Consider the following 20659-nt stretch of genomic DNA (forward strand, 5'->3'; position numbering starts at 1 on the left):
TGACTGTCCAATCGGTCAGCAAGGCCTCGGCGTCCGCCCCGGCCCGCTGCCCGCCGCCGGGTCGTCTCGCTGCCCCATGCCGAGACCGATCACCGCACCGCCGGTACGGAGGAGTCACCCGATGCACTCCACAGCCCCTGAAAAGCCCCCGGCCGACCAGCCGGTCCAGGCCGGCCAATCGGTCGAGGCCGATCAGTCGGTCGAGGCCGACCGGCCGGTCCCGGACGTCCCCGGGCCCGCCCTGTCGGCCCGCTACTACACCGATCCCGACGTGGCCGCCGAGGAGGTCGGGCAGGTCTTCGCCAAGGCCTGGCAACTCGTCTGCCACGAGTCCGACCTGCCGAACCCGGGCGCCCGGCTCGCAGCCACCGTCGCGGGCCGCGAGGTGCTCGTCGTCCGCACCGAGGACGGCGCCCTCGCCGCCCACCTCAACGTGTGCCGCCACCGCGGAACCCGCCTGGTCGCCGCCCCCGAACCGGCCGGAAAAGCGATCCGCTGCCCCTACCACGGCTGGACCTACCGCCTCGACGGAACCCTGGTCGGAGCCCCGGAGGCACGGCAGATCCCCTGCCTAGACAAGCCCAAGCTCGGCCTGTTCCCGGCCCGCGTCGAATCCTTCCTCGGCTTCGTGTTCGTCAACCTCGACCTCGAGGCCGTACCCCTGGCGCAGCAGTGCGCCGGGCTCGCCGAGGCCGTCGGCCACTACGCCGGGGCCGGCCTCGTACCGGTCGGCCGCGCCCGGATCCACGACCTGGCCGGAGCCGAGGTGCAGGAGGCCAACTGGAAGGTGACGGTCGACAATTACCTGGAGGGCTACCACGTACCGGTGGCCCACCCCGGCCTGATGCGACTGCTCGACTACCAGAGCTACACCTGTGAGATCGAGGAGTCCTACGCGCTGTTCGCCTCGCCCCTGCGGGACAAGCCGTCCTCGAACTGGGCCGAACGCCTCTACCAGCGCATCGCCGCCCCCATGCCCGGCCTCGCCGAAGCCGACCGGCGGGTCTGGCGGTACGCGGTCATCTACCCGAACACCCTGATCGACTTCTACCCCGACCACGTCCTGGCCTGGACGGCGATCCCGACGGCGGTGGACCGGGTGGCCGTCCCCGGCGCCTTCTACACCCGGCGCGGTACGGGCCTGCGCACCCGCCTCGCCCGCCGCCTGAACGTCCACATCGGCTGGATCACCAACGACGAGGACGTCGAGCTGGTCGCCCGCGTGCAGCAGGGGCTCTCCACCCCCGGCTTCGAGCCCGGCCCGCTGTCCCGCCGAGAGTCGGCGGTCGGCTGGTTCGCCGGCCGCATCCGGGCGGACCTGGACGCCGGTGCCGAGCCCGGCACGGCCGACCCCGGCACGGCCGACCCCGGCACGGCCGACCCCGGCACGGCCGACCCCGGCACGGCCGACCCCGGGCGCTGAACCGCCCGCGGCCGACCCCGGCCGCCGAACCGCCCCCGAGGCACCCTTCGGTCGCCTTCCCCTTCGCCCTCCACAGCCACACCCCTACGGAGAGGACCCGCATGTCCCCCGAGGCACACCCCCTGTCCAGACGTTCCCTCCTGCGAGCCTCCGCCGCCGGCGCCCTGGGCCTCGCGGCAACCGGCTGCGGATTCGCGTCCGGTGACGACCCGGCCGGCCGAGCCGCCGGGCAGACGCCGATCGACGTCAAGGTCGACGGCGACCTCGTCTACTTCAACTGGGCCGACTTCGTCGACCCGGCCGTCTTCGAGGGCTTCGAGAAGGAGTACGGCGTCAAGGTCGTCCAGTCGAACTTCGACTCGATGGAAGGCATGGCCGCCAAGCTCAACTCCGGGAACCAGTACGACATCATCTTCCCCACGGCGAAATGGTCCCAGCGCCTCGCCGCCGGGGGCAGGCTGCGCACGATCGACCACACCCGGCTGAAGAACGCCGAGGCCGTGTTCGGCGGCTACGACTACTTCGCCGACCCCTGGTACGACCCCGGCTCCCGGCACACCGTGCCCTTCACCATGTACAAGACCGGCATCGGCTGGCGCCGCGACCGGCTCGGTGATCTGACCGGTTCCTGGGACGACCTGTGGAACGAGCAGGCCAAGGGCAAGGTCTTCGTACTGGACGACCGCGACGAGGTGCTCGGCCTGGGCGCGCTCAAGCTCGGCCTCGACCTCACCACCGACGACCAGGACGACCTCGCGCGCGTCACCGGCACCCTGCGCTCGCTCCGCCCCCGTCTGCGCGGTTTCTCCAGCGACAGCTACAACAACCTGCTCAACGGCAACGCCGACATGACCCAGGCGTGGAGCGGGGACATGGCCGCCATGCTCGCCCAGGCGGAGGACCCCGCCGTCTTCGGCTTCGAAGTCGCCCGCGAGGGCGCCCCCCTCAACTCCGACTGCTACGCGATCCCCGCCAACGCGCAGCACCCGGGCACCGCGATGCTCTTCATCGACTACATGCTCCGCCCTTCGAGCGTGAAGAAGAACATCGAGTACATCGGCTACCCGATGCCGGTCCGCGGCACCGAGGACACGTACACCGCGCTGGTGGAGCCCTTCCCCCAGTGCCAGGTGACGGCGGCCGACCTCAAGGACGACCTCTACTTCCGCAACGGCACGGCCAAGGGCGAGCAGCACCGCGACGCCGCCTGGACCGATGTGAAGGCCGGCTGACATGGCAGAACACGATCTCCGGAATCCCCGGCGCCGATCCGGCCCGGCGCGGCCGCCGCGCGGGGGGAGGGCCGAGCCGGAGGCGAGGCTGTGGACCTGGTTCATGCTCCCCGGCACCCTGTGGATGACCGGCTTCCTCCTCGCCTCCCTGCTGCTGGTGGCCACGCTGGCCTTCGGCACCACCGACCCGCTCGGAAACCCGCGCTTCGGGCTCAACTTCGAGAACTTCGCCGCGCTCGCCGATCCGGCCTACCGCACCGTCCTGCTGCGCTCGCTCGGGTACGCGCTGATCACCTGCCTCGTCTGCCTGGCCGTGGGCTACCCCGTCGCCTACGCCATAGCCCTGCGCGGCGGCCGCTTCAAGAACCTGCTGATCGCCGCGATCGTCGTGCCGTTCTTCGCCAACTACCTGGTCCGGATGTACGGCTGGTCCGTCGTGCTCTCCGACGACGGGCCGGTGCTGAAGGCCCTGCGCGCGATCGGCCTCGCCGACGGCGACAGCAAGATCCTCCAGACCGCCCCGGGGGTCATCGCAGGACTCGTCTACGGATTCGTCGTCTTCATGATCATCCCGCTGTACGCGGCCATGGAGCGCATGGACACCTCGCTCATCGAGGCCGGACGCGACCTCTACGGCGGCCCCCTGCGGACCTTCCTCTTCGTCACCGTGCCCGCCACCCGCCAGGGCGCGGCCGCCGGCTGCGTCCTCGTCTTCCTGCCCGCGATGGGCGACTTCGTCAGCGCACAGCTCATGGGAGGCCCCGACCAGATCATGATCGGCAACCTGATCCAGGACAAGTTCTTCCAGGGCCAGAACTGGCCGCTCGGCTCGGCCCTGACCATCCTGCTGATGGCGGTCCTGCTGCTCGGGATGCTCGGCTACCTGAGGCGCACCCGCAAGGACGAGGCGGAGGCGGCCCGATGATCCCGCGCCCCGTTCCCCGTACGGCACCTCGAAGGCGGCGCCGCGGCGCCGACCGCCGGCCCCGGTTCGCCATCGCCGTCACCGCCGTCTTCTTCGCGCTGCTCTACCTCCCCGTCGGCGTCGTCGTCCTGTTCTCCTTCAACGCGCAGAAGTCCCTCACCGTCTTCGACGGCGTGAGCCTGCGCTGGTACCGCGCGTTCCTCCGCGACGACGCACTCATCGGCTCGCTCGGCATGAGCCTGCGGGTGTCCCTGGTCGCGATGGCCGTCTCGCTCGTCCTCGGCGTGTTCCTCGCCCTCGGACTGGTCCGAGGCCGCGGCCGCCTCGGCTCCTTCGCCGGCCTGGTCATGCTCGTACCGCTGATCACCCCGGAGATCGTCACCGGTGTCGCATCGATGATGCTCTTCAAGGGCCTCGGCATCACCCTGTCCACCACCACCGTGATGCTCGCCGAGATCACCTTCTCCATCTCCTACGTCACGGTCATCCTGCGCTCCCGCATCGCGGCCCTCAACCCGGAGGTCGAGGAGGCGGCGATGGACCTCGGAGCCACCCGCCGCCAGGCCCTGCGCCTGGTGACCCTGCCCGCGCTGCTCCCCGGCATCCTCGCCTCCGGGGTACTGATCTTCGCCCTGGTCTTCGACGACTTCGTCCTCGCCTACTTCACCACCGGCGTCGAGCCGCAACCACTCTCCGTCCGCATCTACTCGGCGATCAGGTTCGGCGTCCAGCCCACCATCAACGCCGTCGGCACCCTGATGCTCGTCGGCTCCATCGCCCTCATCGCGTTCGCACTCGCCATCCCGCGCCTCTTCGGCCGCCGGGGCGGCCTCGATCTGCTCCCCGGGAAGTGACACCGATGCACCACCCGAACCCCCACCCCGCCGTCCGGCTCGACCGGGTCGCCAAGCGGTACCGCACCACGGACACCTACGCCGTCCACGACGTCACCCTCGACGTCGCCCCGGGCGAGTTCTTCTCCCTCCTCGGCCCCTCCGGCTGCGGGAAGACCACCCTCCTGCGCATGACCGGAGGCTTCACCGACCCAACGGAGGGCAGCGTCCTGCTCGGCGGCGAGGACGTCACGGGTCTGCCGCCCAACAAGCGCGACGTCAACACCGTCTTCCAGAGCTACGCCCTCTTCGACCACCTCTCGCTCGCCGACAACGTGGCCTTCGGGCTCAAGCGCAGCGGCGTGCCCCGCGCCGAAATCCGCCAACGGGTCGGCGACATGCTGGACCTCGTCCAGCTCGGCGAACTGGCCGGCCGCAAACCGCCCACCCTCTCCGGCGGCCAGCGCCAGCGCGTCGCCCTCGCCCGCGCCCTGGTCAACCGGCCCCAAGTGCTGCTCCTGGACGAGCCGCTGGCCGCCCTCGACCTGAAACTGCGCCGCCGGATGCAGGTCGAGCTCAAGCAGATCCAGCGGGAGGTCGGCATCACCTTCGTCTTCGTCACCCACGACCAGGACGAGGCCCTGACGATGTCGGACCGCCTCGCCGTCATGAACGAGGGCCGCATCGAGCAGTGCGGCACGCCGGAGGACGTGTACGAGCGCCCCACGAGCAGCTTCACGGCCACCTTCATGGGCACCTCCAACCTGGTCCCGGGGACCTACCGCTCCGGCCGCGTCGTCCTCGACCAGGGACCGGCCCTGCCCGTCGGTCCCCGGTCCGGCGTCCCCGACGGCAGCCGGGTCAGCCTCTCGATCCGCCCCGAGAAGATCTGGCTCTCGGGGTTCGAACCGGGCATGGCCCAGGTCAGCGGAGTCGTCCGGGAGACCGTCTACTCCGGCCCGACCACCACCTACCTCATCGAACTGGCCCCCGGCGTCACGGTGTCCGTACTGGAGCAGAACACCGTCCGCTCCCGCATGGAGGACCGCTGGAGCGGCGGCGAGCGGGTCGAGATCGGCTGGAACCCCGAACACTGCCTGGTCCTCGACTGACCGGCCCCCAGCGGTCCCCCTCACCCCTTTCCCTTTCCCCCAGCGCTCCCGCCCCGCTGCCATCCGGCACCGACCGAAGGAAGCACACCCCATGAACCACGACGTCATCGTGCTCGGCGCCGGACTGGCAGGTCTCGCCGCCGCGCGCGACCTGGCCGCGGGCGGGGCCGACGTCCTCGTCGTCGAGGCCCGCGACCGGGTCGGCGGCCGCGTCGAGCAGACCACCCTCCCCGACGGCCGGCTGGTCCAGCTCGGCGGGGAGGTGGTGGGCCGGGCCCACACCGCCTACACCACCCTCGCCGCGGAACTGGGCCTCACCCTGGTCCCCAGCTACGTCGCCGAGCCCGGCGCCCTCGCCCGCGCCACCCCCGAAGGAGTCTCCGCCGCGGACCCGCCCCACTGGTTCGGCCCCGGCGACGACGACTGCCGCGCCTTGGTCACCACCGCATTCACCGCGCTCGCCGCCACCGTCGACCCGGCCGACCCCTGGTCCCACCCGGAGGCCGCGCGCCTCGACCGGCTGTCCGTCGGCGACTGGCTCCGCGCCCAGGGCGCCACCCAGGCCGTCGTACGCCTCTGGGAGATCGGCCAACTCGCCCTCGCCGACGGCTCCTGCGAACGGACCTCGCTGCTCGCGGCCCTCCGCAAACACGCCGCCGTACCCGGCACCGGCCACTACGAGTACGAGGCGTGGGAAGGCCTGCGCGTCGCCGAGGGCTCGGCGACCGTGGCCCTGCGCATGGCCGAGGCCCTCGGCGGCCGGATCCGTACGGGCTCACCCGTCGAGCAGGTCGCGGTACGGCGGCCCGGCCGCAGCTCCGTACGCCTGGCCGGCGGCGAAACCCTCACCGCCGCAGCCGTGGTCAGCGCCCTCCCGGCCGGCCCGCTCCGCTCGGTCGCCGTCACCGGAGTCTCCGACGAGCGTCTCTCCTCCCTGCACCGCCAACGCCACGCCCTCGCAGCCAAGTTCACCGCCGCGTACGCCCGGCCCTTCTGGCGCGACCGGGGCCTCAGCGGCCTCTCCGAAAGCGAAGGGATCCTCGGCAGCACCTGGCCGCAGAGCGAAGGCATCCTCTCCGCCCTCGTCCCGCCCGAACGCTACGGCGTCCTCCTCGGTATGCCCGCCCCCCTGCGCACCGCCGAGCTGCTGGCCGACATCGCGCGCCTGTACGGCGACGAGGCCGAGCGGCCGCTCGCCACGTTCATCCGCATGTGGGGCACCGACCCGTGGACCCAGGGGTACGTCACCCAGTGGATCCCCGGTGACGTCATGGCCGTCGGCCCCCGGCACGGCACCCACGAACCCCCCTTCTACGTCTGCGGATCCGACCAGTGGGTGGCCGGCTACATGGAAGGCGCCGTACGCACCGGACGCGCCGCCGCCGAGGAGGCCCTGCGCCGTGGCTGACACCCCGCACGACCGCACCGGGCCCCCGCACCACCACATCGGGCCCCCGCACAACCACCACATCGGGCCCCTCCACAACCACATCGGGGGAGTGGACCGGCCCGCCGCCTCGGGTGCGACCATGGCCCTCACCGACCCCGCCACCGGCCGCGTGCACCGCCACGCCCCGCGCTCGGGTCCCGCCGACACGGACGCGGCCTGCCTCGCGGCGGCGGCCGCGTACGGGCACTGGTCCACCACCACCCCGGCGGAGCGGCAGCGCGCCCTCCTCGGCATCGCCGACGCCATCGAGGCGCACGCGGAGGCCTTCACCGCCGCCGAGACCGGGGACACCGGCAAGCCCGCCGAGCAGTTCAGGGACGATGAGCTCCCCGGGATCGCCGACAGCTTCCGCTACTTCGCCGGAGCCGCGCGGAACCTCCCGGGCGCCGCCGCGGCCGAGTACACCGAGGGCCGCACCTCCCTGCTGCGCCGCGAACCGGTCGGGGTCTGCGCCCAGATCACCCCCTGGAACTACCCGCTGATGATGGCCGCGTGGAAGATCGCTCCGGCCGTCGCCGCAGGCAACACCACCGTGCTCAAGCCCGCCGACACCACCCCCTCCTCGTCCGTGCTGCTGGCCCGGATCGCCGCGGAACACCTGCCGCCGGGCGTGCTCAACGTCGTCTGCGGTGACCGCGACACCGGACGCGCCCTCACCGCCCATCCGGCGGTCGCCCTGATCGCCGTCACCGGCAGCGTCCGGGCCGGACAGGAGATCGCGGCGGCTGCCGCGGCCGGCCTCAAGCGGGTCCACCTGGAACTCGGAGGCAACGCCCCCGTCATCGTGCACGAGGACGTGGACGTGAAGGCGACCGCCGCCGCCCTCGCCGCGGTGGCCTACTACAACGCAGGCCAGGACTGCACCGCGCCCACCCGGCTCCTGGTCCACCGCCGGATCCACGACGCGTTCCTCGCGGCCTTCGCCGCCGAGGCGGCCGGGCTCCGCGCCGGCGCCGACTTCGGCCCCCTCAACAACACCTCCCAACTCGCCTCCGTACAGGGACTGCTGGACCGCCTGCCGCCCCACGCCCGGATCGTCACCGGCGGCGGCCGGATCGCGCGCCCCGGCTTCTTCCACGAGCCGACCGTGGTCGCGGGCGTCCGCCAGGACGACGAGATCGTGCAGGAGGAGATCTTCGGACCCGTCGTGAGCGTCCAGCCCTTCGCGGACGAGGCCGAGGCCCTGCACCTCGCCAACGGCGTGCGCTTCGGCCTGGCCGCGAGCGTGTGGACCACCGACCACGATCGCGCGATGCGCGCCACCCGCGCCCTGCACACCGGCATCGTCTGGGTGAACACCCACGGCACCACGGTTTCCGAGATGCCCCACGGCGGAGTCAAACACTCCGGCTACGGCAGCGACCTCTCCCTGTCCGGGCTCCTGGACTACACCCAGGTCAAGCACGTCATGCTGTGAGCGGGGCCGCCAGGGACGGGTAGTCCAGGACCAGACCGTCGTCGTCGAAGCCGATGTCCGCACGGAAGCCGCCGGACTCGTAGCGGACGCGCGCGCCGTGGTCCCCGCGCGCGAGGGGCGTGTACGTCTGCCGGTTCGCGCTGACGGCGAGGTCCGGGACCGAAACCCAGGCCATGAGGAAGTGGTGCGGTCCGGTTCCGGGCCGCCGGTGCAGGCCGTGGCGGAGCACGGGCATGGTGTTGGTCAGCGGGCAGAGGCCCAGGTCGCAGTCGACGGCGCCGTCGAGATCGGGGCGGTGCGCGCCGTCCACGGTCCAGCGTCCGCGGTCGCCCCGAAGGTCCAGCTCCCGGGTCGACGCCGCCGTCTCGACCGTCACGTGGAGGCGCGAGGTCACGTAGCCGTCGGAGGTTTCGAGGGCGTACGTCAGCCAGTACGGCTCGGGGTCCAGCCCGACGGAGCGACCGCGCGCGGTCAAGGCGCCCTGGGTGAGGTCGACCCACGCGGTCGAGTAGCCCGAGCCGGGGAAGACCTCCCAGGTGCGCACGAGGCGCCGGGATCCGCTCATGCCGTCACCGTACCGGCTGCTCAGGCCCCGTCGGCGGAAGCCGGGTCGTCCAGGGCCAGCAGCGTCAGCGGTACGTTGCCGCGTACGGCCTGCGAGTAGGGGCAGACCGCGTCCGCCCGGTGCAGCAGCGGCTGGAGGTCCGCCGCCCGCCATCCGGGCAGGCTGACGGTGAGGGACACCGCGAGGCCGTAGCCCGCGGGCGTGTCCGTGGTGCCGAGCTGCACTTCGCACGCCACGCGCGCGGCGGAGGCGTCCGCTCCGAACTCGGCGGCGACCTCCGCGAGCGCGGAGGTGAAGCAGGCGGCGAAACCGGCAGCGAACAGCTGCTCGGGGTTGGTGGTGCCCGGGACCTTCTTGCGCGGCGGGGCGAGGCGGACGTCCAGGCGCCCGTCGTCGGTGCGGACGGTTCCGGTGCGGCCCCCGGAAGCGTGCGCGGTCGTCCGGTACAGGCTGCGGGTGAGTGGCACGGTCATGGCGTTCGGCCCATCTTGCTCGACGAGGAAGCTGCCCGGGTGCGGACAGCGGAAGGCGCCGCTCGTGCGGCACCTCGCGCGTCGTCGTGCGTAACCGGGTACGGCGCGTCTCGTCCGGGGCCATGGGTCGGCCGCCGGACAATCTAGCAACGGAGCCGGCCGGGCGGGGCGCCGCCGGCGGTGACCCTCCTCACCCGCGGCCGGCCCCGTCGCGCTCCGCGGACGCGGGCCGGTGCCGGCTCCTGTAGGCCCCCGGAGGCATGCCCTCCCACCGGTTGAAGGCGCGGACCAGGGCCGTCGCGCCGCTGAGGCCGACGAGGGGGGCGACCCGGTCCAGCGGCAGGTCCGTGGTCTCCAGCAGCCGCCCGGCCCGGCCGTGGCGGGCGCTGTCGAGGAGCGCGCGCCACGAGGTGCCCTCCGCGTGCAGGGCCCTGCGCAGCGTCCGGACGCTGAGGCTGAGCTCCTTGGCGGGGCCCTCGGGGCCCGCGTCCTCGAGCGCGGCGTCCTCCAGCCACTGCCGTACGCGCTCCGCGACGGTAACGGGCGCGGACAGCCGGTGCAGGAGCCGGTCGGCGTAGGCCCGGTGCAGGGCGTCGAGGGCCGGGTCGTAGAGGGGCCGGCGCCGGTCGAGGTCCTCGTCGGCGACCGTGATCGCGGTCTCCGGGGCGTCGAAGGAGACGGGGCAGCCGAGGACGCGGGCATAAGGCTCCGCGGAGCCCCTGCGGGGGTGGGTGAAGGACACGGCCAGGGGCGCCCAGCCGTCGCCGGCGATCCAGCGGCCCGCCCGCACCATGCTGCTGACGATCGCCTCCACCTGCTGGGGGTGCATGGCCGCGGGGTCGACGGTCGGCCGGTAGCGGACCCGGCCGACGCCGTCCCGGCGGTGCAGGGTCACCGTGCCCGACCGGCTCACCAGGCAGTGGTAGCGCTCGGCCGCCCGCGCCGCGTCCGCGAGGCTGGCGCAGGTGAGGACGAGGTGGCCCAGGATGTGCAGGCCCTCGGGCCTGATGCGGTCGCCCACGAGGAGCCCGGTGTGCGGGCCGGCGCCCACGGCGCCGAGCACTTCGTCCCACAGGGCGCGCATCTCGCCGACGGCGAGCCGGTCCGTGGGCGAGGTCCAGGGACCCGGCCTGCCGGTGCCCTCCGCCGTGGCGCTCAGGACGGCGAGGGCGTAGCACGCGCTGACGGAGGGCGGCTCGATGGCTGACACGTCGGTCAGTCAATGCGGGCGCGCGGCCCCCGTCAACACCGCCCGCGGGACGGCGCCGGGGGTCGGTCCGGAGAGTCAACGGGTTGGCCGCCGAAGTGAATGACGGCGCCGCGGGCTGCTCCTAGGGTCGGCCTCGGCCTTCGGCCTTGGTCCGCACCCAAGCCATGTCATGAACGCGTCATGAAAGGAAGGGATGGGGATGAACCGACGAAGAGCCCCCGGGCGAAGCCGGTACCTGCTGACCGGCCTGGTCCTCGCACTGATCACCCTGCTGCTCGGCCCCTCGACCGCCGGGGCGGCGGCCGGACCGCAGTGGTGGGAGCCCGTGGCGCGCCCGGCCCCGGACTCGCAGGTCAACGTCACGGGGGAGCCGTTCACCGGGACCGACGCCCAGGGCCGGGTCCGCGGATACGTCGACGGGCACGTGCACCTGATGTCCGACGAAGGGTTCGGAGGACGGCTGGTCTGCGGAAAGGTCTTCTCCAGGGCGGGGGCGGCGGACGCCCTCAAGGACTGCCCCGAGCACTACCCGAACGGCGTCCTCGCCCTCTTCGACATGATCACCAAGGGCGGTGACGGCCGGCACGACCCGACCGGCTGGCCGACGTTCCGCGACTGGCCGGCCCACGACTCCGCCACCCACCAGCAGACGTACTACGCCTGGGTGGAGCGGGCCTGGCGGGGCGGCCAGCGGATCCTGGTGAACGACATGGTCACCAACGGCGTGATCTGCTCGCTCTACTTCTTCAAGGACCGCGGCTGCGACGAGATGTCCGCGATCAGGCTCCAGATCCAGAAGACCTACGAGCTCCAGGACTTCGTCGACGCCATGTACGGCGGCGCGGGCAAGGGCTGGTTCCGGGTCGTCACCGAGCCCGGCCAGGCCCGCAAGGTCATCCAGGAGGGCAAGCTCGCCGTCGTCCTCGGTGTGGAGACCTCCGAACCGTTCGGCTGCAAGCAGGTGCTGGACGGCGCCCGCTGCACCATGGCCGACATCGACCGCGGCCTCGACGAACTGCACCGGCTGGGCGTGCGCAGCATGTTCCTGTGCCACAAGTTCGACAACGCCCTGTGCGGCGTCCGGTTCGACTCGGGCACCCAGGGGATGGCCATCAACGTCGGCCAGTTCCTGTCGACGGGCACCTTCTGGAGCACGGAGCCCTGCCCCGGCGCCGAGCACGACAACCCGATCGGCTTCGGGCTGGCCGCAGCGACGGCCGAGCACACCGGCGCCTCGGAGCCGGAGCCGGAGCGGGAGCCGGAGTCGGAGCCGGAGGCCGCGACGGAGGCCCGGATCCGGGGCGCCCTGCCGGAGGGTGTCGAACCGCCGGATTACGGCGCCGCCTTGCAGGCCGCCCAGTGCAACCGCCGGGGCCTGACCGCCCTGGGCGAGTACGCGGTGCTGGGCATGACCAGACGCAACATGATGCTGGAGATCGACCACATGAGCGTCAAGGCGGCCGACCAGGCGCTGCGCGTGCTCGAAGCCGAACGCTACTCCGGCGTGCTGTCCACCCACGGCTGGATGGACGACAACTGGACCGAGCGGGTCTACCGCCTGGGCGGCTTCATCACGGGCCACATGTACGAGGCGCCCGCGTTCACCGCAGAGGCGCGCAGGCACGCCGCCCTGCGCACCAAGTACGGGGCCGGCTACGGCATCGGCACCGACATGAACGGCTTCGCCTGGCTCCCCGGCCCCCGGGCCCCGGCCGGAAACCCCGTCCGCTACCCCTTCCGCAGCCCCGACGGCGGATCGGTCCTCGACCGGCAGGTCACCGGCTCGCGCGTCTGGGACGTCAACGCCGACGGCGGCGGCACCCACTACGGCCTCGTACCCGACTGGATCGAGGACATCCGGGTCACCGGCGGCCAGGACGTGGTGGACGAGCTCATGCGGGGAGCCGAGGGCTACCTGCGCACCTGGGAGGGAGCCGACGGCCACACCACCCCGTACGTTCCCCTGGTCCGAGGCCACCGGCCCCACGCCGGGCACCTGGCCTCCTCGCGCTCCCTGCCCGCCGGGTTCACCCACGAGGGGGTCTGGAAGGTGCTGCGGGACCCCGCGCCCGGCACGGTCCGGCTCTACGAGTGCAAGGCGGCGAACCACTCGCTGCTGACCGCCGACCCGGGGTGCGAGGGCCAACAGCCCCTCGGCGCGGTCGGGTACGTGTACACCAAGGCGGTGCCGGGCTCGGTTCCCCTGTACCGGTGCTACGCACCTTCCGTGTTCGACCACTTCGTCTCCAACAGGGCCGACTGCGAAGGGCCTTACGTGAGGGAGGGCCTGCTGGGCCACGTCATGCCGGTGGCCGCGTCTCCGTAGCGCCGGACGCAGGGGTGCCCCCGGCGTGCGACCCGGGGGCACCCCTGCGGCGGTCCGGGCCCGGCGCAACGGCCCGATGCTCCGCCGGGACCGGCCCGTCAGGCCGGGGGCAGGTTCTGCTCGGACCAGACGGTCTTGCCGCCCACGGTGTAGCGGCTGCCCCAGCGGTGCGAGAGCTGGGCGACGATGTACAGGCCGCGGCCGCCCTCCTCGTGGCTCCTCGCGCGCCGCATCCGCGGCTGCGTGTTGCTGGAGTCCGAGACTTCGCACGTCAGGGTGTCCGCCCGGATCAGCCGGAGCCGGACCTGGCCACCGGCGTGGCGAATGGAGTTGGTGACCAGCTCGCTGACGATGAGCTCCGTGCTGAAGGCGAGCTCGTCGAGGTCCCAGGCGGTCAGCTGGCCCAGGACGAGATGGCGCGCGTCGGCGACGACCGCCGGGTCGGCGTCGAGCAGCCATGTCGCGACGGAGCCGTCGTCCACCACCCGGGTACGGGCCAGCAGGAGGGTGACGTCGTCCCTCAGCCGGCCCGGCGGCAACCCTTCCACGATGTCGTGCCGGGCCTGGCGCAGGGGCCGGCCGAGTACGTCCGCGCGCAGCAGCCGGTCCGCCAGGTCGCGCATCCCCTCGTCGATGTCCCCCGCTCCGCGTTCGATGAGGCCGTCGGTGTACAGGGCGAGGACGCTCCCCGGAGGCAGATCGCGTTCGACCGGCTCGAAGGGCCAGCCGCCGACCCCCAGGGGCGGGCCGGGGCTCAGCTCGACGTACTCCACGGTTCCATCCGGGCCGACCACGGCCGGAGGCGGATGTCCGGCGCTTGCCATGACGCACCTTCGGGTGATCGGGTCGTAGACGGCGTACAGGCAGGTGGCACCGGCCGGTCCGCCGCGCAGCAGCGTGCCCGCGTCGCCGTCCTCCGCGTCGTCGCTCTCCGCCTCGGCGGCGACCTGCAGGACCATGTCATCGACGTGCGCCAGCAGTTCCTCGGGTTCCAGTTCCAGGTCCGCCATCGCGCGTACGGCGCTGCGCAGGCGTCCCATCATGGCCGTGGCGTGCAGCCCGTGACCGGCGACGTCCCCGACCACCAGGGCGACACGGGCGGACGACAGCGGGATGACGTCGAACCAGTCGCCGCCCACTCCGCTGTCCGCGTCGGCGGGCAGGTAGAGGCCGGCGGCTTCCAGCGCGGGGGTTTCCGAGGTGGCCGGCGGCAGGAGGCTGCGCTGCAAGCCCACGGCGGTGCGGCGTTCCTTGGTGTACCGCCGGGCGTTGTCCACGGCGACGGCCGCACGGGCGGCGATCTCCTCCAGAAGTGCCAGGTCGTCCTCGTCCAGCGGGGGAGCGTCCCCCGTGCGCCAGAGCGTGATCCTTCCGAAGCCGATGCCCCGCGCGGACAGCGGCGCCGTCATCGCCGAATGCGCACCCCGTACGGCCGTGGCCCACTCCGGGGCGGCGTCGCTCCCGGGCGCCGCGGACCGGGTTCCGAGGCCGGTGACCAGCTCGCCCCGGCACTCCCGCACCGCGGGTCCGGCCGGACCGGGCGTGCCCGCCGCGAGGGGCGCGGTGAAGCGGGTCGTCCCCGTACGCAGCACGTCCGCTTCCGCCCCCGCTCCGGCGATGGCCATCCGGATGAGGGGCGGCGTGGGATGGCCGTCGGCGGCGGGCTCACCGCCGGTCAGTACGGTCTCCGCGAGATCGATCGCGACACAATCGCCGAACGCGGGCGCCAGGATCTTGACCAGGTCCTCCACGGTGCGCAGGACGGACAGCGAACCGCCCAGCGCCCCCGTCGCGCGGTACAGCAGGTCCAGGCGCCCGCGCGACCGCTCGTGGTCGGTGACGTCCGTGAACACCGCCGCCACACCCATCGGACGTCCGTCGGGTTCCTGCAGACGGAACGCCTGGATGGTCACGACCCGGCCGCCCCTCGAGTCGTCCAAGGTGCGAGCGGTCGCGTTGAAACCGATCAGGGGGCTCCCGCTGCGCAGCACCTCCCGCAGCCGGTCGTCGATGATCCGCGCGTCCTCGGCCCACAGGAAGTCGGCGAGGCGCCGGCCGTTCAGGTCGACGGGCACCCCGGTGTACGGCAACAGGTGCGTGTTCGTCCGGAGCAGGCGCAGGTCCGCATCGAAGACGGCCAGGCCCACGCGGCCCTGCAGGAACAGTTCGTGGGTGAAGGCGTGGTCCTGCCGCCACCGGGCGACGAGATCCAGGGGTGCGCCGAGTACCAGACAGCGGGCCGGGTTCCCCCGCGCACCGTCGTTCAGCGGAACGACGCGGAAGCCGATCTCCAGCTCGCCTCCCGACCCGTGCCGCAGCACGGCCCGGCCTTCCCACCCCGCCCCTCCGCCCTGCCCGCCCTGAGCCAGAACCGCTGCCCAGCTGCTCGCGTCGGCCAGGAGCTCCCGCGCAGGCCGTCCGCACACGTCCTCGGACCGGCGCTCCAGCAGGGCTTCGGCGGCCGGTGTCCAGGCGACGACGGTCCCGGCACCGTCCAACAGCGCCGCGGCCGTGTTGGTGACAGCGAAGGGATAATCCTGGTTGCCCTCAGTGGCGCGCATGCGTGCCCATCTCGTCCGCCGGTCCCGCTGTGCCCATGCTGGTCGATGTCCGCAACGAGGGCCAGAGGCGCTACGCCATCCGGTACCGGCTCACGGGCGTCAGCGGGGGCTCAGGCGTCCGGGGTCTCCCCGGCTCCGACGCGGCTGGGCCGCTTCAGCCACTCGTGGACGCCGGTGCCGAGCACCCCGCAGGCCGAGGGGACGGCCAGCGCGTAGAACCACCAGAGCTCGAGGATGACCCCGAAGTACACGCACACACCGCCGAGCGCGGAGAGCATGGCCATGGAGAACAGACTGGAGTAGTAGGTGGCGGAGTGATCATTGGACATGGGGACCCCCGGGCATCGGCGAAGGCGGACAGCATAGACGCCCCTCCCGGCCGGGCCTGCTAAGAATTGATCATGAATGTTGACACCACTCCGGACCCCATGGAACGCCTGCTGGCCGAGCGGGCCTGTGAGCGACTGATCATCGAGTTCGTCCGCCGGCTCGACCTCGGGGACCCGAGCTCGGTGGCGGACCTGTTCACGCCGGACGGGACCTGGCGATGGCCCGCCGGGGATCGCCTCATAACGGGCCGCGAGGCTCTTCGCGACTACTTCGGCGCCCGGCCCGAGGACCGGCTGTCGCGCCGCATGTGCACCAACATCCTGGTCACCGTGACCACCCCGGACACGGCCACCGCCACCGCCTACTTCTCCACGTATCGCGTCGACGGCTACTCCGGGGGCCTGGTGCCACCCCGCCCCCCGACGCAAGTGGGGCACTACGAAGACGCGTTCCGCAAGGTGGACGGAAGCTGGCTGCTCGCCACCCGGACCCTGTTCCTGTCCTTCGCCGGTCCTACGGAACGCCTCGATCCCCCCGGCCCGGGTACCGTGAGCCGATGAGCGACGTGCGGCCGGACCTGGACGAGATCGAGGCGTGCTTCGCCGCCTTGGTCGAGGGGCGCATGAGCCGTGATGCGGCTGACCGATGGGCCGGGCGCTGGGTCGCCGGTGACACGGTCGAGTGCGACGAACTGTCCTGGTGGGCGCTGACGCTTCTGTACGGCATCGATCTGCGGCACGGGCCCGGGGAGCCCTACCTGCACGACGACGAGCAGGTACGGGATTGGCTCGAGGAGTTCCGGCGGCGCCGCGCCGGGTGAACCGCTGGTTCGGGCCGCCCGCGATCGCGGGAAGCGCCGGCACCTCGCCCTACACCTGTGGGGGCCCGCTGCGGGGCTGATGTTCGCCCCGCGACCCGGGGGCCAGGACGGTCTCGCCCCGGGACGCGGAGTGGATGGCGTCGACGAGCTGCTCCCGGGTAGCGGCGGGGCCGGCGACGATCTCGGCCGTGGCGCTCGCCCCGTCCAGCACGGGCATCCGCAGGTCGATCAGTGCGACGTCCGGCAACTCTGACAGGTAGTCGGTTCATGCTTGGATCATGCGCGGCGGGGTGTGGCGGGCATGACGTCTGGCCGACTGAACTTCTTGTCCACCGATCGGTGGACACCAGCCGTCAGTACAGGAGCCAGGGATGGAATCAGTACAGGTCAGGCCGGCACGAGAGGAAGACCTCCCGTCGGCGGAACGAGCCTCGGCGGCGCTGTTCTTCGAGGCGGACCAGAGCAGCAGAAGAGTCAGCGAACCGGAGATCCGTCCCCGTTCGGAAGCCGCGTCGAAGCAGTGGATCGAACGCATGCGGTTCTACCTGGAGGTCGATCCCGCCGGGTGCTGGGTCGCGGTCGACGCGGACGCTGCCGGCGTCGGCCCCGACGGGGGCGTCGGAGGCGTCGTCGGATTCGCCATGTCACAGAACCGCGGTCGCGTCTGGTACCTCGCCACCTACGGCGTACTGACCCGGTATCAGGGCCGGGGCATCGGCAGGCGGCTGATCGACGCCGCGCTGGCGCACGCCGACGGCCGCCCGGGGCTGTTCTCCTCCTCGGTGCACCCCGGAGCGACCCGCCGCTACCGGCAGGCGGGCTTCCTGCTCTACCCGCAGATGCGCATGGTCGGAACCGTCGACCGGTCCGCGCTTCCCGCGATCAGCGGCCTCCGGGAGGGCCGGCCGGAGGACCTCGCCTGGATGGACCGGCTGGACGAGCGGATCCGCGGGGCCGGCCACGGACCCGACCACGCCCACATGCTCGACCGCCTCAGGCTCGTCGTGTCGCAGGACCTGCGCCGCCCGGGCTACGCGTACATCGACGACGAGGAGAACCGGGCCGTCCTCCTCGCCGCGTCCGAGCCGCGGACCGCCCAGAACCTGCTGTGGGAAGCCCTGGCCGCCTCCCGGGGCGAGACGCTCGTCAACTGCATCACCACCGCCAACCACTGGGCGGTCGACGTCGGTCTGGCCGCGCGGCTCGACATCGGCCAGGAGGGCTATCTCGCGCTCAGGGGCATGGCCGAACCGGCCCCGTACCTGGCCAGCGGCCACTTCCTCTGACGTGCGCGGGCGCGCGTCGCCAACCCCGCCCGCCGGGTCCGGGCGAATGAGTACCCGTACTCATGGCGTGAGCACGGCAGCGGCACCACGATGGTCTCCTGGGTCGATCTTCATCTAGTGCTGTGGGCGGAAAGGTTTGCCGGGTCGCGGCGTTCGGTGTGGTGCATCGCAAGGCGGAGGACCGCGCCTCGTACTGGACGTACCGGCGTGGTCCGACAACGCGGCGAGGTGCCGTACCGGGCGTCGCGACCCGGCAAACCTTTCCGGTCACAGCACTAGTAGTGCTTGGTCAGGTTGGTGTGAGGGTGGGTATGTCGCGGTGACAGGTGGGGCAGGCGCCGGCCCAGGTGGCGAGGAGGGTCTGCAGTTCGCGGACGATTCGGTAGAGGCTCAGGCCGGCGCCGTTTCTTTTGGGGCTCTGGCCAGTCGCTGGAGGGTGCAGAAGGCGTGGGCTGCGGAGACGAGGGTGACGTGGTGGTGCCAGCCGTTCCAGGTGCGGCCCTCGAAGTGGGCAAGTCCCAGGGCCTGTTTCATCTCGCGGTAGTCGTGCTCGATGCGCCAGCGGAGCTTCGCCAGCCGCACGAGTGTGGTTAGCGGTGTCTCCGCGGGCAGGTTCGAGAACCAGAACTGGACCGGCTCTGCCTGATCGGCAGGCCATTCGGCCAGCAGCCAGCACGCGGGCAGTTCCGGCCCGTCGATGGCTTTGCGGACCTCGCGGCCGGCGGGCCGGACCCGAAGGGCAACGAATCGCGAGTACATCCGCTTGAAGCCGCTGCGGCCCGTGCCGGGACGAGATCCCTCGCGCCATTGCACTGGTCTGGCCGCCTGTTTCCCGGCCTCGATGACGAGGTTCTTCACGCTCCGGGCCGGTTCGGGATACCTTGCCACCGGCTTGCGTCCGGTGCCGCGGTAGGGCGGAGTGCAGGGCAGCGCGTCGCCGGGCTGGGCGGTCACGGTGGTGGAGATGCCCACCACGTAGTGCAGCCCGCGTTCCTCCAGGCCGAGACGGAAAGCGGCGGTGTCCCCGTATCCGCCGTCGGCGATCGCGAGGGGGACGTCCAGGCCCCACGACCGTGTCTCGTCGACCATGTCCAGGGCCAGCTGCCACTTCTCGACGTGGCCCAGGCCTTCGGGGATGCCGCACTTCGCCCGGCGGGCCGCCTTGACGGGATCGGCCTTCGGCGAGGCGGGGTCCCAGGTCTCCGGGAGGAACAGCCGCCAGTCGACCGCCGCCGAGGCATGGTCGCCGGCCAGGTGGAGCGAGACCCCTGCCTGGCAGTTGGTGACCTTGCCCGCGGTGCCGGTGTATTGCCGCGTCACACAAGCCGAGGCATCGCCGTCTTTGAGGAACCCGGTGTCGTCGATGATCAGTGCGGTCGGTTTGATCGCCGTCTGCATCATCCACGCGAGTCGGGCCCGCACGTGGGCCGGGTTCCATGGGCTGGAGGTGATGAAGTGTGCCAGGGCCTGCCGGTTCCCGTCCTCCCCGAGCCGGGCGGCCATGGGCTCGACGGACTTGCGTCCGCCATCTGTCAGCAGCCCGCGCAGGTAGACCGACCCCCACCGACGCTGATCCGCCCTCGCGAACGGTTCGAACACCTCCGCCGCGAAATCCTCCAGATCACACCGGACCGCAGCCAACTCCTCGGGCATCACACCCGATCAACGGAACAACCGATCATCCGGACACGCCACCAACGACTGAACCTGACCAAGCCCTACTAGGGGGCGGCGGGCATGGGCGTGACGGCGGAGGGCCATGGCGGCGGGACGGACGGGATCGACGGTCGCGCACTGCTCCGGCCGCTGATCCGGCCCGCCGGCGTGGGCGCGCTGCTGGGAGGCCTGTGGCTCCTGGTGGCCGTACTGCCCTGGGACCTCGGGGACTTCTGCGAGAGCGAGGGCTGGGGGTGCCTGGGGTTCGGGCTCCTGCTGATGGTGGCCATACCCGTCGTCGCGGCTCTGCTCGGGTGGGTGCTGCTGCGGTTGGCGGGGGTTCGCCCTGCCTGGCGGGTTGCCGGAGTGGGCGGGCTGTTGGGCGTGCTGGCCGACGTCCTCTCCTACCGGGCGGGCGGTTCGGGCCTGTGGGGTTCGCTCGCCGCTCCGCCCCTGCTGGCCGCGGTGTACGCGGCCGCGGCCGCCGTAGCGCTTCCCGGTATCGGCTCCCTGCGGCGCTGGGGGGCGCTCGCCGGAGTCCTCGTACTGCTGTGGCCGTTGACGGGTGTGCTCGGGGACCAGCAGTTGTCCGGGTACAGGGAGCGGCAACTTGCGTCTGTTCAGGTCCCGTTGCTGGCCCCCGAGCTCGACGGTTACCGGTTGTACTTCGCGCAGGCCAACCAGTTCAGCGGAACCTTCGACTACCTGATCCTCCCGTCGTCGGTCCCCACCAGTGCCGACGACCGGGAGCGCCTCGGCATCCGGGTGACCGTCGGACCGCAACTGCCGGGTTTTGCGCCGCCGGACGCGTGCGAGGCCATGAGCGGAGGCGCGGGGGACGGCGCGGGGCCCTGTGAACAAGTCGCCCCTGACACCTGGCGCTCGAACACCTACGACTCCGTCCGGTACGTCGCGCGACGCCAGGGCGCCATCGTGGTCCTCATCGGCGGCGGACCCACCGTGTCGGACGGTGACCTGCGGGCGATGGCCCAGTCCCTCGCGGTGCGCAAGACCGGATTCTTCCTCGACGAATGAGGCTC

General features: G+C 72.2%; 18 protein-coding genes, 1 pseudogene and 1 riboswitch. Of the genes and pseudogenes, 12 read left to right on the forward strand and 7 right to left on the reverse strand.

Annotated elements, in window-relative coordinates; genetic code table 11:
* The first annotated feature begins 121 nt into the window (after window positions 1-121).
* From OG247_RS38520 to OG247_RS38550, 7 genes are all read left to right on the forward strand, one after another.
* On the forward strand, window positions 122-1423 hold the full coding sequence (locus OG247_RS38520; RefSeq protein WP_327256604.1) for an aromatic ring-hydroxylating oxygenase subunit alpha: 1302 nt from the start codon (window positions 122-124) through the stop codon (window positions 1421-1423).
* 101 nt (window positions 1424-1524) lie between these two features.
* The gene (locus tag OG247_RS38525) at window positions 1525-2655 is read left to right on the forward strand and encodes a polyamine ABC transporter substrate-binding protein (RefSeq protein WP_327256605.1); all 1131 of its coding nucleotides are present in this window, start codon (window positions 1525-1527) and stop codon (window positions 2653-2655) included.
* Between the two features lie 103 nt (window positions 2656-2758).
* On the forward strand, window positions 2759-3580 hold the full coding sequence (locus tag OG247_RS38530; RefSeq protein ID WP_327256606.1) for an ABC transporter permease: 822 nt from the start codon (window positions 2759-2761) through the stop codon (window positions 3578-3580).
* Window positions 3577-4434 (forward strand): ABC transporter permease, encoded by an 858-nt coding sequence (locus OG247_RS38535; protein ID WP_327256607.1) that lies wholly within the window; start codon window positions 3577-3579, stop codon window positions 4432-4434. Before OG247_RS38530 ends, OG247_RS38535 begins: the two co-directional genes overlap by 4 nt.
* Before the next feature lie 5 nt (window positions 4435-4439).
* Window positions 4440-5525 carry an ABC transporter ATP-binding protein gene (locus tag OG247_RS38540; protein WP_327256608.1) on the forward strand — a complete coding sequence of 362 codons (1086 nt, stop codon included), beginning with the start codon at window positions 4440-4442 and terminating at the stop codon, window positions 5523-5525.
* Between the two features lie 91 nt (window positions 5526-5616).
* Complete coding sequence (locus OG247_RS38545; protein WP_327256609.1) at window positions 5617-6933, forward strand: flavin monoamine oxidase family protein; 1317 nt, start codon at window positions 5617-5619, stop codon at window positions 6931-6933.
* Window positions 6934-7054: 121 nt separating this feature from the next.
* The gene (locus OG247_RS38550; protein ID WP_327257780.1) at window positions 7055-8392 is read left to right on the forward strand and encodes an aminobutyraldehyde dehydrogenase; all 1338 of its coding nucleotides are present in this window, start codon (window positions 7055-7057) and stop codon (window positions 8390-8392) included.
* On the opposite strand, the gene OG247_RS38555 is transcribed toward OG247_RS38550, so the two are convergent.
* The 3 genes from OG247_RS38555 to OG247_RS38565 all read right to left on the reverse strand — a co-directional run bounded on the left by OG247_RS38555 (window position 8382) and on the right by OG247_RS38565 (window position 10640).
* Window positions 8382-8957: a putative glycolipid-binding domain-containing protein gene (locus tag OG247_RS38555; protein WP_327256610.1), complete on the reverse strand. Its 576-nt coding sequence runs from the start codon at window positions 8955-8957 to the stop codon at window positions 8382-8384. The genes OG247_RS38550 and OG247_RS38555 overlap by 11 nt on opposite strands.
* Before the next feature lie 20 nt (window positions 8958-8977).
* Window positions 8978-9430 carry an Ohr family peroxiredoxin gene (locus OG247_RS38560; protein ID WP_327256611.1) on the reverse strand — a complete coding sequence of 151 codons (453 nt, stop codon included), beginning with the start codon at window positions 9428-9430 and terminating at the stop codon, window positions 8978-8980.
* Between the two features lie 75 nt (window positions 9431-9505).
* Window positions 9506-9568: riboswitch (guanidine-III (ykkC-III) riboswitch) on the reverse strand.
* Between the two features lie 52 nt (window positions 9569-9620).
* Window positions 9621-10640 (reverse strand): AraC family transcriptional regulator, encoded by a 1020-nt coding sequence (locus OG247_RS38565; protein ID WP_327256612.1) that lies wholly within the window; start codon window positions 10638-10640, stop codon window positions 9621-9623.
* 199 nt (window positions 10641-10839) lie between these two features.
* On the opposite strand from OG247_RS38565, the gene OG247_RS38570 reads away from it, so the two are divergent.
* Window positions 10840-12966, forward strand: coding sequence for a hypothetical protein (locus tag OG247_RS38570; RefSeq protein WP_327256613.1), 2127 nt, complete (start codon window positions 10840-10842; stop codon window positions 12964-12966).
* A 98-nt stretch (window positions 12967-13064) separates the two neighbouring features.
* Here the strand turns inward: OG247_RS38570 and OG247_RS38575 are convergent, their stop codons facing one another.
* Window positions 13065-15527 carry a SpoIIE family protein phosphatase gene (locus OG247_RS38575; RefSeq protein WP_327256614.1) on the reverse strand — a complete coding sequence of 821 codons (2463 nt, stop codon included), beginning with the start codon at window positions 15525-15527 and terminating at the stop codon, window positions 13065-13067.
* A gap of 110 nt (window positions 15528-15637) precedes the next feature.
* Window positions 15638-15856: a hypothetical protein gene (locus OG247_RS38580; RefSeq protein WP_327256615.1), complete on the reverse strand. Its 219-nt coding sequence runs from the start codon at window positions 15854-15856 to the stop codon at window positions 15638-15640.
* Between the two features lie 72 nt (window positions 15857-15928).
* On the opposite strand from OG247_RS38580, the gene OG247_RS38585 reads away from it, so the two are divergent.
* Together OG247_RS38585 and OG247_RS38590 are read left to right on the forward strand one after the other, a co-directional pair.
* On the forward strand, window positions 15929-16417 hold the full coding sequence (locus OG247_RS38585) for a nuclear transport factor 2 family protein (protein ID WP_327256616.1): 489 nt from the start codon (window positions 15929-15931) through the stop codon (window positions 16415-16417).
* Complete coding sequence (locus tag OG247_RS38590; protein WP_327256617.1) at window positions 16414-16677, forward strand: hypothetical protein; 264 nt, start codon at window positions 16414-16416, stop codon at window positions 16675-16677. Before OG247_RS38585 ends, OG247_RS38590 begins: the two co-directional genes overlap by 4 nt.
* Before the next feature lie 50 nt (window positions 16678-16727).
* Here the strand turns inward: OG247_RS38590 and OG247_RS38595 are convergent.
* Window positions 16728-16921 (reverse strand): annotated as a pseudogene (locus tag OG247_RS38595) (DNA-binding response regulator); the annotation flags it as partial.
* A gap of 127 nt (window positions 16922-17048) precedes the next feature.
* Between OG247_RS38595 and OG247_RS38600 the strand changes: the two are divergent.
* Entirely contained in the window at window positions 17049-17963 is a 915-nt protein-coding gene (locus OG247_RS38600; RefSeq protein ID WP_327256618.1) for a GNAT family N-acetyltransferase, read from the forward strand.
* A gap of 390 nt (window positions 17964-18353) precedes the next feature.
* Here the strand turns inward: OG247_RS38600 and OG247_RS38605 are convergent, their stop codons facing one another.
* A complete protein-coding gene (locus tag OG247_RS38605) occupies window positions 18354-19619 on the reverse strand; it encodes an IS701 family transposase (RefSeq protein WP_442813232.1) in 1266 nt (421 codons plus the stop codon).
* 81 nt (window positions 19620-19700) lie between these two features.
* Between OG247_RS38605 and OG247_RS38610 the strand changes: the two genes are divergently transcribed.
* Window positions 19701-20654: a hypothetical protein gene (locus OG247_RS38610; protein WP_327256619.1), complete on the forward strand. Its 954-nt coding sequence runs from the start codon at window positions 19701-19703 to the stop codon at window positions 20652-20654.
* The last annotated feature ends 5 nt before the right edge of the window (window positions 20655-20659 follow it).

Source organism: Streptomyces sp. NBC_01244, from assembly GCF_035987325.1.
Taxonomy (GTDB): Bacteria; Actinomycetota; Actinomycetes; order Streptomycetales; family Streptomycetaceae; genus Streptomyces.

What these genes read in the sequence shown, in the direction of transcription:
- OG247_RS38575 (WP_327256614.1), bottom strand. Translation starts at nt 15,527, where the DNA reads ATGCGCGCCACTGAGGGCAACCAGGATTATCCCTTCGCTGTCACCAAC.
- OG247_RS38525 (WP_327256605.1), top strand. Translation starts at nt 1,525, where the DNA reads ATGTCCCCCGAGGCACACCCCCTGTCCAGACGTTCCCTCCTGCGAGCC.
- OG247_RS38545 (WP_327256609.1), top strand. Translation starts at nt 5,617, where the DNA reads ATGAACCACGACGTCATCGTGCTCGGCGCCGGACTGGCAGGTCTCGCC.
- OG247_RS38550 (WP_327257780.1), top strand. Translation starts at nt 7,055, where the DNA reads ATGGCCCTCACCGACCCCGCCACCGGCCGCGTGCACCGCCACGCCCCG.
- OG247_RS38560 (WP_327256611.1), bottom strand. Translation starts at nt 9,430, where the DNA reads ATGACCGTGCCACTCACCCGCAGCCTGTACCGGACGACCGCGCACGCT.
- OG247_RS38535 (WP_327256607.1), top strand. Translation starts at nt 3,577, where the DNA reads ATGATCCCGCGCCCCGTTCCCCGTACGGCACCTCGAAGGCGGCGCCGC.
- OG247_RS38530 (WP_327256606.1), top strand. Translation starts at nt 2,759, where the DNA reads ATGCTCCCCGGCACCCTGTGGATGACCGGCTTCCTCCTCGCCTCCCTG.
- OG247_RS38585 (WP_327256616.1), top strand. Translation starts at nt 15,929, where the DNA reads ATGAATGTTGACACCACTCCGGACCCCATGGAACGCCTGCTGGCCGAG.
- OG247_RS38610 (WP_327256619.1), top strand. Translation starts at nt 19,701, where the DNA reads ATGGGCGTGACGGCGGAGGGCCATGGCGGCGGGACGGACGGGATCGAC.
- OG247_RS38520 (WP_327256604.1), top strand. Translation starts at nt 122, where the DNA reads ATGCACTCCACAGCCCCTGAAAAGCCCCCGGCCGACCAGCCGGTCCAG.
- OG247_RS38580 (WP_327256615.1), bottom strand. Translation starts at nt 15,856, where the DNA reads ATGTCCAATGATCACTCCGCCACCTACTACTCCAGTCTGTTCTCCATG.
- OG247_RS38540 (WP_327256608.1), top strand. Translation starts at nt 4,440, where the DNA reads ATGCACCACCCGAACCCCCACCCCGCCGTCCGGCTCGACCGGGTCGCC.
- OG247_RS38590 (WP_327256617.1), top strand. Translation starts at nt 16,414, where the DNA reads ATGAGCGACGTGCGGCCGGACCTGGACGAGATCGAGGCGTGCTTCGCC.
- OG247_RS38570 (WP_327256613.1), top strand. Translation starts at nt 10,840, where the DNA reads ATGAACCGACGAAGAGCCCCCGGGCGAAGCCGGTACCTGCTGACCGGC.
- OG247_RS38600 (WP_327256618.1), top strand. Translation starts at nt 17,049, where the DNA reads ATGGAATCAGTACAGGTCAGGCCGGCACGAGAGGAAGACCTCCCGTCG.
- OG247_RS38555 (WP_327256610.1), bottom strand. Translation starts at nt 8,957, where the DNA reads ATGAGCGGATCCCGGCGCCTCGTGCGCACCTGGGAGGTCTTCCCCGGC.